General features: G+C 58.2%; 9 protein-coding genes and 1 pseudogene. 6 read left to right on the forward strand and 4 right to left on the reverse strand.

Features of this window, described 5'->3' with window-relative positions:
* Positions 1 to 29: 29 nt before the first annotated feature.
* From EJ067_RS33705 to EJ067_RS33720, 4 genes and pseudogenes are all read left to right on the forward strand, one after another.
* Positions 30 to 338: pseudogene (locus EJ067_RS33705) on the forward strand (CapA family protein); the annotation flags it as partial.
* A 330-nt stretch (positions 339 to 668) separates the two neighbouring features.
* On the forward strand, positions 669 to 1,136 hold the full coding sequence (locus EJ067_RS33710) for a hypothetical protein (RefSeq protein WP_126089354.1): 468 nt from the start codon (positions 669 to 671) through the stop codon (positions 1,134 to 1,136).
* A gap of 2 nt (positions 1,137 to 1,138) precedes the next feature.
* Positions 1,139 to 1,822 (forward strand): DUF2971 domain-containing protein, encoded by a 684-nt coding sequence (locus EJ067_RS33715; RefSeq protein ID WP_126089355.1) that lies wholly within the window; start codon positions 1,139 to 1,141, stop codon positions 1,820 to 1,822.
* Positions 1,823 to 2,184: 362 nt separating this feature from the next.
* Positions 2,185 to 4,323: a hypothetical protein gene (locus EJ067_RS33720; protein ID WP_126089356.1), complete on the forward strand. Its 2,139-nt coding sequence runs from the start codon at positions 2,185 to 2,187 to the stop codon at positions 4,321 to 4,323.
* Positions 4,324 to 4,404: 81 nt separating this feature from the next.
* On the opposite strand, the gene EJ067_RS33725 is transcribed toward EJ067_RS33720, so the two are convergent.
* Positions 4,405 to 5,172: a hypothetical protein gene (locus EJ067_RS33725; protein WP_245468111.1), complete on the reverse strand. Its 768-nt coding sequence runs from the start codon at positions 5,170 to 5,172 to the stop codon at positions 4,405 to 4,407.
* Positions 5,173 to 5,403: 231 nt separating this feature from the next.
* Between EJ067_RS33725 and EJ067_RS33730 the strand changes: the two genes are divergently transcribed.
* A complete protein-coding gene (locus tag EJ067_RS33730; RefSeq protein WP_126089850.1) occupies positions 5,404 to 6,426 on the forward strand; it encodes an IS110 family transposase in 1,023 nt (340 codons plus the stop codon).
* 497 nt (positions 6,427 to 6,923) lie between these two features.
* Positions 6,924 to 8,048, forward strand: a complete 1,125-nt coding sequence (locus EJ067_RS33735; RefSeq protein ID WP_210211679.1) for a TIR domain-containing protein — start codon at positions 6,924 to 6,926, stop codon at positions 8,046 to 8,048.
* Positions 8,049 to 8,302: 254 nt separating this feature from the next.
* On the opposite strand, the gene EJ067_RS33740 is transcribed toward EJ067_RS33735, so the two are convergent.
* The 3 genes from EJ067_RS33740 to EJ067_RS33750 all read right to left on the reverse strand — a co-directional run bounded on the left by EJ067_RS33740 (position 8,303) and on the right by EJ067_RS33750 (position 12,669).
* Positions 8,303 to 9,694 carry an aspartate ammonia-lyase gene (locus EJ067_RS33740; RefSeq protein ID WP_126089357.1) on the reverse strand — a complete coding sequence of 464 codons (1,392 nt, stop codon included), beginning with the start codon at positions 9,692 to 9,694 and terminating at the stop codon, positions 8,303 to 8,305.
* A gap of 8 nt (positions 9,695 to 9,702) precedes the next feature.
* Positions 9,703 to 11,112, reverse strand: coding sequence for an aldehyde dehydrogenase family protein (locus EJ067_RS33745; RefSeq protein ID WP_126089358.1), 1,410 nt, complete (start codon positions 11,110 to 11,112; stop codon positions 9,703 to 9,705).
* 153 nt (positions 11,113 to 11,265) lie between these two features.
* The gene (locus EJ067_RS33750; protein ID WP_126089359.1) at positions 11,266 to 12,669 is read right to left on the reverse strand and encodes an aspartate aminotransferase family protein; all 1,404 of its coding nucleotides are present in this window, start codon (positions 12,667 to 12,669) and stop codon (positions 11,266 to 11,268) included.
* Positions 12,670 to 12,724 lie beyond the last annotated feature (55 nt).

Below are 12,724 nucleotides of genomic sequence, written 5' to 3' on the forward strand. Positions count from 1 at the left end.
TACTATATCTTCCACGTTTCGTTTAGGAAGCCGATATTGCCTTCACGATTTTCGAGACCACGGTGTTCGGCCAGCATGGTGGATGACCGATGAAGGGTTCCTACTTTGGTTGTTCGGCACCCGTGGTGCTGGATGCGCTGAAGGACATCGGGTTCAACGCCCTAGCGCTCTCCAACAGCCATGCCTTCGATCTCGGCCCGCTTGGCGTTCTGTCGACGCTCGAAGAGGCGGCGGAGCGAGGCTTCCATCACGCCGACATCGGTGTCGATGCCGAGGATGCGCGTCGCCCGGGAATGAAAACCTTTGGCGCGAGAAAGGTGGCGCTTGTAAGCCGGGAGCCGAGATGATCGAGGACTTGGCGGCCCGTTCACGCTCGCACGGCCTGTCGATCGCCGTCAAAAAGGGTGCCGAAATGCTATGTGGCCGCTTGCGAGCTGAACCGACTGCTTAGCGCCTTCAATACAGTCGTTTAGGCCGGTGTCATCAGTTCCTAAAGCTGCCTTTCATCCGGAACCGGTTTCATCGTCAGGCTGGGGATTGCTAGGAATGGCGGGTTTGGATGAGTGCTTCCACGTCGGGACGCTGACAATAGAGTCGAGATATGGCACCCAAGAGAGCATGATTTGCAGACACCCGAAGTAAGCGCGGGATTGACGGAGGGGCGGTCGATGCATCCACGGTTTCTGGAGAAGGTTGGTGGCCTTCACACCTTGTACGAGAAGCTGATGGCGATGAAGCCGCACGCCGGTACACCGCCACCAACAAAGATTCCCGTCAGCGGCGTCTACCTGTTCAGCGAAGGTGACGAGCCCCTGTACGTTGGCCGTTCAAACCGGCTGCGTGAGCGCTATTTTCTCCACACCCGAAACGGGTCGCGCCACAACCAGGCGAGTTTCGCCTTCCGGATTGCAGTCCAATTGCTAGACCTCCCCGCCGCCCGCTATACGAAGGAGGGTGGTCGCAAGGAAATCGCGCTCATGGAAGATTTCATCCGGGAGTTTGCGGCAGCCAAGACGCGCATTCGCAACATGAACTACCGCTATGTTGAGGAAACGGATCAGACGCGGCAGGCGCTGCTTGAAATCTACGTCGCAACGGTTCTGGACACTCCATACAACGACTTTAGGACTCACTAACCATGCGGCGGCTCTACCACTTCCTGAAGGGCCAATATGCGGTCGCCGCCATCGAGAAGCGGCGCCTACGCATCTCCCGCATCGAAGACCTCAATGACGCTTTCGAATTCATAGGCATCGCGCTCGACGACAAGCGCGACCGCATCCACCTGTCCTCGTATCGTCGCCGGCTGGACATGGAGCAGGGCATTATCTGCATGAGCGAAACTTGGTCCAAGCCGCAGATGTGGGGGCACTATGGCGAAAGTTTTCGCGGGATGGTGCTTGGGTTTGACATTTCGGAAGACGACTTCTTCAAGGTCCGTTACCGCAAAACCAGGCCGCGCCTTGCCGACCTCGGACTGTCGTCGTATGCCGAAATCGGACCTGAGCACCTTAAAGACTTGGCGCGGATAAAGTCTGACGGCTGGGCATATGAAGACGAGTGGCGCTGGCAACTGCCACTGGTCAATCCCGAGGTCATCCAGGGCCAGACGCACTACTTCCAGCCATTCGGGCCCGGCCTGCGGCTGAAGGAAGCCATTGCCGGTCCAAAGTTCCGCGAGCGCTCCTATGAGCAGATGCGGGAGATGGTGAAAGGGATGGGCGTCGAGGTAATGCTGGCACGGGGCGACTTCGCAAAGTTCGAGGTCACCCGTCAACGCCAGTTTAGTTTATGGCCGCCTGTTGATCCGCAGACACCTTAGCGGCAACAAAGCGTTGGCAGTTCGGGAGTTCGGCTGGGTAGGAGCGAAAAGAAGGCAGGCTGCTCGCCCAAGACGTAGCTCAACGTCTGATATCACGGCGGCGACCGGAAGGAGTCATCCTGCCTTCGACCCCGTTGTGGCTGTCTGGAACGCGCCTTCATTTCGGCCATTCGAGGTGCCATCGGAAGCCGCCCAATGCGGACGTAGGATTTGGCCTCCGCTTAGGCTGGCATGAGGGATAGTATCGACGGTACGCTCGTCTATGAGTTGCGGTGGAGGCTGCGAACTGGCATCGCTTGACTTGCACATGGGCAGGCGGCCAGAAGCAGGCTGACTTGTGTTAGGGTTTGGATCGAAACGAAATGACGCTCGACATCAGGGGAAGCATCAAGAACACCAAGCTCAGCTTGAACCAATACGTGGTCTTTGAAGAACTTATCGCCAATGCGATCGATGCCTATCTCATTCGGCGAGCGAGCGACCAATCCGCGCCGGACATGAATATTGCAATCGAAGTCGATTTCTTGCGTGCAGACTTGCTCGACGATCGCGAACTAATGAACGTTTCGTGCGGCGACAACGGATGCGGTCTCGGCGACGACCAACTCAAGGCCTTCCTGACAAAGGATACGTCCTACAAGGACGATCTCTCCATCTCTGGCATCGGAAAGTGCAAGGGCGCGGGACGCATCCAGTTCTTCCATCATTTCGCAGCGATGAGGATCACCAGTACCTACCGGGACGGTGACTCTCTCCTGAAGCGCGAGTTTCGGTATTCCGAACCGCAGAAGCAAATCGAGGCTGATGATTTTACCACGGCGCCGGTCGCTGAAGCCGACATCGGGACCGTCATCCGGCTTGAGCAATTCAAAGAGGCGGTTCGCCCGCGCGTATCCCACGGTGAGGCCCTCAGCACCCTCTTCTCGGCGCCGGGGCTGAAAAAGCAGATGCTCGTCGCTTTCCTGCAGCGGCTCGTCGGACTCGGTGAACAGCTCGGCAACTTCGAGATCCGGTTCACCACACGGCACTGGAAGGACGACCAAGCGAAGATCGAAGCGCTACGGCTCGCCGACCTGCCGGCAGTCACTGCCGAGCGTGCTGTTGATGTCGAAGAGCGTGATCCTGCATCAGGGGAGCGTCTCGGCACGCGGCAAACATTCAACCTCTCCCACTATCAGCTCGATGCCGAACAGTATGATCTTCCGCGCAACGCCATCGCCTTCTGTGCCAAGTCCACGCCTGTGAAGGACATCACGGGTCACTACCTCAGGACGCGTACCGAGCAAAACAACCCGGTCGGCGGTTTCCATCATATCGTGCTGATCGAGGCTGACTATCTGGACGCACGCGTCAACGAGCAGCGCGACGACTTCGACAATATTCCCGACGAGATTCCGAGCGGCGATATGTTTTCGGCGGAAAAATTGTCCTACGCTGACATTCATGAGGCGCTCGACCCGGTCATCGACGAGATGGTCACTCCTGCCGACTGGAAGAAAGAGGCGGTGCTCAAGGAGGCCACCCACCAGTTCGGTATCAGCGAAGCGATGCTACAGGATACCAAGACCAGGATCGTGTACGGCGAATCCGCCCAGTCGGTCGCTGAACGCGTGTTGAGCAAATACCAGAAGGCCATCATCGACGAGACCGCCGCGATCTTCAGCCTCAAGGAGGAGATCATGGCAGCCGAGCCGGACTCCGACGAGTTCCGCAAGAAAATCCATGAGCTTTCCTGGAAATATACGTCATCGCTCAAGAACTTCGACATGGCGAACCTGTCGCAGCTAATCGTGCGTCGCGCCGCGATCGTCGATATCCTCGATCTCGCCTGCGGCCAGCGGCTTGCCATGCAGGTGGCCGCCGACGGCGCCAGACGCAAGGATGAGCAGATCATCCACAGCATCTTTTTCCCGATGCGCAAGGACAGCACCGAAACGACTGATCACGATATCTGGTTGCTGAGCGAAGAGTACCAATATTATGACTATATCGCGTCGGATTTGCCGCTCGCGAACATCAGATGGAACGATGACACCAATGTATTTGAGAGTGACATCGACGAGGCACTTCGAAAAATTCTTGCGAAACGCACGAGCGACAACGGGGGCAAGCGTCCCGACATCGCGGTGTTCAGTAAGGAGGGCTCGGCGATCATCGTCGAATTCAAGGCGCCTGGTGTTTCCACTGACGAGCATATCGGCGATCTCTCCGAATATGCTCAGCTGCTTGCGGCGAAATCCGGCGGCAAACTCAGAAAATTCTATGGCTATCTGATCGGCGATAGCGTCAATACGCTGCGTCTGAGCGGGAACTGGACGCCGTTCCCGACCGGCAAGGGCTGGTTCCAATCAAGCGAACTGAAGGATCCCGAGACGCGGCAATCGCTGGGTGAGACCTATTTCGAGATACTCCATTTCAGTGATGTGATCGACCGCGCCAAAAAACGCATTGGCGTCTACCAGGACAAACTCAAACTGGACTTCCGTCGCGACAACATTTGAACTGCGACCGCGCCCTTGGGTCCGCCTAGCGCGTTTGAGTTCCGGGAGCGGACTGGCAGGACTCGGCCCCTCGGGCACCAGCTAAACGTCGACGATAACGGGAGGTCCTAAGCCGCCAACCTGTAGTCGTTTCAGTGATGGGCTGCTGAGATCGACTTCAATTTCTGATGTGAAGGGAACTGCGTAAGTTTCGGCGTCGAATCCCCTGAAAGCGACCCCGGCAGCCTTCATTGCCTTAAATACCTTGCAAACGGCGGAAACGAAGATGGGCATCAAGTCCAAATAGATTTGATCCTTCGGGTATCGGTCACGTAACCCGCGGTCGCGGATTGCCGGAAGTTTGAGCTGCATATCGATGCCTTCCATCCTCCGCACAGCCTTGTCGCTGCCGACGATGGTGTCGAGGTAGGGCGAGGCGCATGAAGGGTCAAGCCGAGCGTCCAGATCGTCCAGCCTGACGTAATGGGACATCTGGATTGGAATGCCATGAAGCGTGGGGTGGCTCGCAAGAAGGAAGGAAGCCCCGCACCAGCGATCCAGATCGGTATCGAGGTACAGACGCCGATTCAAACTGTGGAACAGGGGATGATTACGATGATGGATTGCATTGCGTACCGCTAAGAGCACGGTGGTATCGCCGTTACCGAAATATGGGAACAGGCCCTTCGAGACATCATAGAGCGTGTGAAAGGCCTCAAGCTTCATTTCGAAAGTGCGATCCAGGTTGTCAATCGCCTCCTCGGGATCAACTTTGAATAGCTCACCAAAGCGCATGTGCGTCTCGACATACATTCGCATGATGTTCGCTAAGCTGCCGATCGCTCTTTCTATGATCTGATTGCTGCTCAATCGTGTCGTTCCGATATGGTGGCCATCGTGCAGTCGCCACGACCAAGCCGTTGTCCCAACGACGCGTGCCGGGGAGCGCTTCTTGTAGACCGACGGTCTTGATTGACAAGATCAATGGCAGCCTTCCGACCTTTGAAGTCCAGCAGCCGCCAGTCCCGCTTCTGATGCGGTGGACGGCTCTCCTCCCGCCCTGCGGTATGATCGTGGGGCCAGAGCTGGAGGAGATCTATGATGGGCAACGTTACGACGATTGGTCTGGATATTGCGAAGTCAGTGTTTCAAGTTCACGGCGTGGATGCGGCGAGTGAGGTTGTCTTTCGCAAGAAGCTGACGCGTGGGCGCGTGCTGGCATTCTTCGAGAGCCTGCCACGTTGCCTGGTCGGAATCGAAGCCTGCAGCTCGTCGCACTATTGGGCAAGAGAGCTAACTTCACGTGGCCATGATGTGCGGCTGCTGCCGGCACAGTATGTGAAGCCTTATCTGAAGCGGCAGAAGAATGATGCTGCAGACGCAGAGGCGATCTGCGAGGCGGTGACACGGCCAACCATGCGCTTCGTGCCGGTGAAGACTCCCCAGCAGCAAAGTGTGATGATGCTTCACCGGGTCCTGTTGATGCTCAACCGCCAGCGGACACAGATATCGAACGCGTTGCGAGCGCACCTATCCGAGTTCGGGATCGTGGCGCCGATCGGGCGGAATGGGGTCGAACAATTGCTCGTGGTCGTCAACGACGAGAACGACGCCAGGATACCTGCCGACGCGCGGCTATGCCTGCGCATGCTCGAGGCGCAGCTCAGGGTCGTGAAGGCGCAGATCCTGGAGAATGATCGAAGGGTGCGGGCGAGTGCGCGAGAGACCGAGCTTGGTCGCAGGTTGATGGAGATTCCCGGCGTAGGCCCGCTACTGGCGAGTGCGTTCGTCGCGACCGTCGCCGATGTTCACGCATTCAAGTCGGGGCGCTGCCTATCGGCCTGGATCGGACTCGTGCCGAAGCAGAACTCTAGCGGGGGAAAAGAGAAGCTTGGCAGCATCTCAAAGGCCGGCAATCGCTACCTGCGTCAATTACTCGTTGTCGGCGCAATGGCGGTCATCCGCTATGCCGAACGGAACGGGACGAGGAGGCCATGGCTTGTGCAGTTGATGGCGCGGCGAACAGCCAAGGTTGCGGCGGTTGCGTTGGCCAATAAGACCGCCCGGATGGTTTGGGCATTGATGACGAACGGCGAGCGCTACAGAGAGCCGGTCATCGCATAAACTGAGACAAGGCGAGCAGTCGCCGACGAAGTTGGAAAGGGCGGACAGGAGCTAATGCACAAAGCCGGTTGAAACCGCCGGATCAGGAAAACCCACTGGGGCCGTGCACTTCTAGTGCGAGCTTTCGATCGGGACCTGAGCCGCGCGAATGGCATTATGGCCAGCGGCACATGAAAGGCCGCACCTACAGGTCGGATACATGGCCGCACCAACCAACAAAGGCAGAAGCTCAAATATCCCCTTGCCAACGGAGAGCCGTCCATACACGGCCCCGACGCTGCCTTGGCGCGCGCCGAGGCCAGCGCCGTAAGCCCTTCGACCCGAATTGAATCACATCCCGGAATCCGGTGGCAAGCCGATCGCCGCAGTCCACAGCGGAAAGGCTATTTTCATGACGTCGATGTTGAGAAGGGTGATGCCGGTGGCCTACCTTTGCGTAAGCACACTGAGTCCGCGGACGTTGACGCCATGGTCACGCCGAAACTATGGGGTCGCCGATGGAAGGGCAGGAACTGATCGAGATCGCGGATCGGCTGAAGGTCCTGGCAGATGGGCTTGAGGTCGACGAACTCACCCAAGGATTGCGACGCATCGGCGCGGTGTGCGAGCAGGTCGGGCAGGCCTGGAGTGGGTCCAACCTCGGCTACCATTCCGTCGTGTACTATGCGGGTTTGGCACGGCCTCCCGCCGACGCACATTTCAGCATCGAGTCTGGGATAGCAGACGCGTGGCCGTTGGATGGCTCGGTCGGGACCTGGGAAGAGTATCGCTATGACGACGTGGTGGCGGAGATTAAACGCCGTGGTGGCAATCCCGATCTGAAAAAGATGGAGGTCGAATCTCGTGCGGTGGCGCAAGCGGTCGATGAAGCGAAGCAAACGATCGCCTCTTTGCTCTCCGAGGCGTTGCGCGACCGTCCAGACAGTTTCCTCGAGGATGTGAAATCAAAGATCGCAGACGAGCGCGTCCTTTCAGAGCAGGATGGCGCGCGGGCGATGCTGCCCCGGGGCCAAATCATCTCGCGTGACATGCGCGCGATGACGCAGGGCATGCGCTTAGCGCCACACCAAGCCGTCACGCTTAAGATGGCGTTACTCGGGGCACCGGGCATCGTCGCGCGTAAGATCTCCGGTCTTGCACGGCAGGCCGGTTCCCATCTTCTCCGGGTGGAGGGGCGGAAGCGAAAATCCGCGCTGGTGGGCACCAATGTGTTCATTGGCCACGGCCGCAGTCTCCTTTGGCGCGCGCTCAAAGACTTCGTCCAGGACCGGCTGCATTTGCCGGCCGACGAGTTCAATCGCGTCCCCGTGGCAGGCGTTACAAATATCGCCCGGTTGTCCGAGATGCTCGATTCCGCGGCGATCGCTTTCATCATCCTCACCGCCGAGGATGAAATGAAGGATGGCAAGCTACAGGCACGCATGAATGTCATTCACGAGGTCGGCCTGTTTCAAGGTCGACTCGGTTTCACCCGGGCGCTTGTGATGCTTGAGGAAGGATGCGAAGAGTTTTCTAACATCCAGGGCCTTGGCCAGTTGCGGTTTCCCGTAGGCAATATCACAGCTTCGTTTGAGGACGTTCGACGTCTCCTTGAGCGCGAAGGTCTGATCGATACCCACTAGGCTGTCATCGACGCACGCCTGGCGCCCCTGCTAAGAGCGGTCGGGCCGGCTTCCATCCCTAACGCTTTAGGCTTTGGCCGTAGACGCGATCGATTTCGCTTGTCCCTGCCCGAGTTTAGGTCGCTGCTTTCCCGCAATCCGTTGGGACAGAAGGTCGTCAGAAAACTCAGCATTGGCAACGTGCGCACGACAGCGACGTCCTGACTTCATTTCGGACTGCCACACAGATAATTCCGGACATAGCAAGCCTCAAATTAATTTGATTCAAATATCGCCGTTACTTGGATTGGATTCAGGATGCCTTCCGACTCGATCACCTGCCTCAATCCGATGCCTTCGACAAGCGCCCGGTGGGCTAGCTTGGCGGCTTTGCTGTATCCTAAGACTGGGTTCAGAGCGGCGGCTAAGATCAATGAATTGTCGTGCAGCGATCTGCAGCGCTCGGCGTCGGCTTCAATGCCGTCAATGCAACGTATTCGTAAGAGGTCCATGCCTTTTGCAAGCAGGCGTATGGATTGCAGAATGTTGAGAACGATTACAGGTTCCATTGCGTTCAATTGCAGCTGCCCCGCACTGGCAGCAAGCGTGACGGTCAGGTCATTTCCAATCACCTGGAACCCGATCTGATTCATCATCTCCGGGATAACCGGATTGACTTTTCCCGGCATGATGGATGAGCCGGCCTGCAGTGCAGGGAGACGTATTTCGCCGATTCCCGCGCGCGGCCCACTAGAGAGCAGGCGAAGGTCGTTGCACACCTTTGACAGTTTTACGGAGATGCGCTTCAATGCGCCGGAGACAGTTACGAAGGCACCGGTGTCCGACGTAGCCTCGACCAGATTGCGCGCGGGACGAACGGCTACACCTGAGATGTTTGATAAATGCGCACAGGCGATACCTGAAAACCCTTTCGGGGCATTTACGCCTGTGCCTATCGCGGTGCCGCCCAGATTGACTTCTGTCATCAGCTGAATAGAGCTCTCAAACAGAAGAATGTCATTCTCGATAGTTGCGGCGAAGGCATCAAATTCCTGACCAAGATACATCGGCACCGCGTCCTGGAGTTGGGTGCGTCCTACCTTGACAATGCCGGCGAACTCCAATCCTTTTTGCCGGAATGCCGCAGCAAGCTCGCGCTGGGAATTAAGCAACGTCTCGCAACAGCGTAGCAGGGTTAGCCGAATCGCGGTCGGATATACATCGTTGGTTGACTGGGAAAGGTTGACGTGGTCGTTTGGATTGATCGTGTCGTAGTCGCCCGCTCGGTTGCCGATATCCAACAGTGACAAGTTGGCGATCACTTCATTAAAATTCATGTTAGTCGACGTGCCTGCGCCGCCTTGCATCATGTCGACTGGAAAATGTGGCTTTAGAACATCCCCGGCAATAATTCGGTCGCAAGCCCGGGCGATAGCCGCTCCGATGCCGGGCTGGATCAGACCAAGCTCCAAATTCGCCTCAACAGCAGCCTTCTTGACCATTGCCATGGCCGCTATGAACTCCGGGAAGTCATGCAGGCGGATGCCCGAAACGTCGAAATTCTCGGCCGCTCGGAGTGTGTGAATTCCGAAGAGAGCATCAGAAGGCAGGTGCCTTTCGCCAACCAGGTCGCTCTCAACGCGCGTGTCCGCTTCCACAGTCACCATTTGCTGTTTTATCCGCGGTTGATACAAACAACTTTGGGCTGGGTCATTTCCTCATAGGCGAAGCGCACGCCTTCCCTGCCTATGCTGCCGTATTTAGAGCCTCCGAACGGCATGGCATCGAAGCGGTAATCGGAGGAGTCGTTGATCATCACCCCGCCAGCCTCGATCCTGTTTGCCGCCTCAAGCGCGACAGACAGGTTGCTGGTGAAAATGCCGGCATGCAGACTGTATTCCGGCTGATTGGCCATCTCGATGGCTTCGTCGAGGGTCCTGAAAGGAGCAAGCATGACCACCGGCGCGAACACTTCCTCATGCCATAGCCGGCAGCTCGTCGGAGTGCCTTCGAGAACGGTGGGGTGGTAGAGGGAGCCTTCACGCTGGTGGCCGCAAAGCAGTTTGGCGCCGGCGTTGATAGCGTCATTGACCGCTGCTTCGGTGCGTTCGGCGACCTCCTGCGATATCATCGGACCGACATCGGTGTCCTCGTGGAAAGGATCGCCTGCCTTGAGCCTTTTGGTTGCGCCGACAAAGGCATCGCGGAAGCGTTCATAAAGTTCGGACTGCACCAGGACACGTTGAGCGCCGATGCAATTTTGCCCGGCAGCCCAGAAGGCGCCGGATACGCAGCCTTCGACCGCCTTGTCGAAGGCGCAATCGTTCATCACGACGACCGGCGCATTGCCGCCCAGTTCCATCGCGAGTTTCTTCAGTCCAGCTTTCCGGGTAATGGCTTCCCCGGTGGCGAAGCCGCCGGTGAAGGAGACCATGCGGACGTCTCGTGCAGCAACCAGGGCTGTAACGAGTTCTCTGTCGCCGTGAACAACGGTAATGACCTCCCGCGGCAAGCCCGCCTCCAAAAGCGCGGCGACAAGATTAATCGCGGAAAACGGTGTCAGATTTGACGGTTTGAGCAGCACGGCATTACCGCCGGCGATGGCAGGACCGAGTTTATGAGCGACAAGGTTCAGGGGGTCGTTGTACGGGGTAATGGCAGCGATGATGCCAAGCGGCTCACGCGTGAACCAGCCCTGACGCTGTTCTGATCCTGCATAGGCGTCGAAGGGCACGATCTCGCCGGCGTTGCGTTTCGCCTCTTCGGCGGAAAGCTTCAGCGTGTTGACGCAACGAAGCACTTCCTTGCGGGCCTGATTGATCGTCTTGCCGGATTCGCGGACGATGGTCTTAACGAATGTATCACGACGACTCTCGACAATTTGCGCGGCGGACTCGAGGATACTGGCACGCCCATGCCTTGGCAGGTTGCGGGAAATCTCGGCCCCGCGACGAGCCCCCGCCACAAGTTCACCGATCTCGCACGCATCTGTTGCATCGACCGTTCCAACAAGCGATCCGTCATAGGGGCTATTGACGGTGATCGTCGCCAAGCTGGTCGTGACGTGAAGTTTGGCAGCGGTCATAAGCCGGCTTCCTCTTTCGTTGTGGCGCGCCCTGCGGCGGGTCCCCAGGCTTGCCGGACAGGCGAGGTTCAAGACCCTGCCCCACCAGTTCCACTGCAGCGAATTGACCATGCCTGGGCAGTTGGTATGGTCGCTACGAGCGCCCGTGATCAGTCAGATCTTCTGGCCCTCGAGAACAAGATCGTCGATCACGCCACGCACCGCCTTCTCGGCAATCCCGACAATCTCGTCGACTTCAGCCTTGGTGGTCACGAGCGGCGGCGCGAAGCCGAGGATGTCGCCATGCGGCATGGCGCGGGCAATGAGGCCGCGCTCACGCGCCGCCTTTGAAATGCGGGCGCCCACCTTGAGCGCCGGATCAAAACGCTTGCGGTTGTCGCGGTCGGCGACGAACTCGATGGCGCCCATGAGGCCGACGCCGCGGACTTCGCCGACGATCGGCAGCTGCGCGAACTTCTCCTTGAGCTGCGCCTGAAAATAGGCGCCCACGTCGCGGGCATTGCCAGGCAGGTCTTCCTTCTCGACGATATCGAGCACCGCGTTGGCCGCGGCAGCCCCAATCGGGTGACCCGAATAGGTGTAGCCATGCGAGAATGCGCCAACCTTGTCGGCCCCGTCCTCCAGGACCTGGTAGACCTTCTCGCCGACGATCGCCGCAGAAAGCGGGAAATAGGCCGAGGTCAGACCCTTGGCGATCGTGATGAGGTCCGGCTCGATCCCGTAATGCTGTGAGCCGAACATCGAGCCGGTACGACCGAACCCGGTGATCACTTCGTCAGCGATCAGAAGCACGTCGTGCTTCTTAAGCACCGGCTGGATCGCTTCCCAATAGCCTTGTGGCGGCGGCGTGATGCCTCCCGTGCCGAGCACCGGCTCCCCGATGAAGCCGCCAACATTGTCCGGCCCGAGCCGTTGGATAAGCTGATCGAGTTCCTCGGCGCGCCGTGCTGAGAATTCGCGCTCGGTCTCGCCCGGGTTCGCCCCCCAGTAGTGATGCGGGACGCCGGTGTGCTCGATCTGCGGCAATGGCAGATCCATGTGGTCGTGATAAAAGCTCATGCCAGTCATCGAGCCGGAGATGACGCTGCAGCCGTGATAGCCGCGCTCGCGCGAGATGATCTTCTTCTTGGTCGGCTTGCCACGCAAATTATTGTAGTACCAGACAAGCTTGGCCTGGGTCTCGTTGGCGTCCGAGCCGGACATGCCATAAAACACCTTGCTCATCCTGCCCGGCGCCATCTTCACCAGCCGATCGGACAGGATCGCAAGCTCATCGGTCGTGTGCGCGGCATAGGAATGGTAGTAGGCAAGCCGATACGCCTGGCGGGAAATCGCCTCGGCGACTTCGGTGCGGCCATAGCCGACGTTGACGCAATAGAGCCCGGCAAAGCCATCGATGAATTCGTTGCCGTGCGCGTCCTGAATGCGGATGCCCTTCCCCGTCTCCACGATCGTCGGGTCGCCGAGTTTGCCGCTGGCAAAGTCCTTGAGTTGTGTGAAAGGGTGAAGGACAGAGTTATGGTCCTTTTCGCTGATGTCCTTGATGTTGATCCTCATAAGACCTGCCTTTTGCTGCCGCATCTGCGGCGAGAAATATTAATGGTGACCGAAC

The sequence above is a fragment of the Mesorhizobium sp. M1D.F.Ca.ET.043.01.1.1 genome, assembly GCF_003952385.1.
Classification (GTDB): domain Bacteria; phylum Pseudomonadota; class Alphaproteobacteria; order Rhizobiales; family Rhizobiaceae; genus Mesorhizobium.

What these genes read in the sequence shown, in the direction of transcription:
- EJ067_RS33710 (WP_126089354.1), top strand. Translation starts at nt 669, where the DNA reads ATGCATCCACGGTTTCTGGAGAAGGTTGGTGGCCTTCACACCTTGTAC.
- EJ067_RS33715 (WP_126089355.1), top strand. Translation starts at nt 1,139, where the DNA reads ATGCGGCGGCTCTACCACTTCCTGAAGGGCCAATATGCGGTCGCCGCC.
- EJ067_RS33720 (WP_126089356.1), top strand. Translation starts at nt 2,185, where the DNA reads ATGACGCTCGACATCAGGGGAAGCATCAAGAACACCAAGCTCAGCTTG.
- EJ067_RS33730 (WP_126089850.1), top strand. Translation starts at nt 5,404, where the DNA reads ATGGGCAACGTTACGACGATTGGTCTGGATATTGCGAAGTCAGTGTTT.
- EJ067_RS33735 (WP_210211679.1), top strand. Translation starts at nt 6,924, where the DNA reads ATGGAAGGGCAGGAACTGATCGAGATCGCGGATCGGCTGAAGGTCCTG.
- EJ067_RS33740 (WP_126089357.1), bottom strand. Translation starts at nt 9,694, where the DNA reads ATGGTGACTGTGGAAGCGGACACGCGCGTTGAGAGCGACCTGGTTGGC.
- EJ067_RS33745 (WP_126089358.1), bottom strand. Translation starts at nt 11,112, where the DNA reads ATGACCGCTGCCAAACTTCACGTCACGACCAGCTTGGCGACGATCACC.
- EJ067_RS33750 (WP_126089359.1), bottom strand. Translation starts at nt 12,669, where the DNA reads ATGAGGATCAACATCAAGGACATCAGCGAAAAGGACCATAACTCTGTC.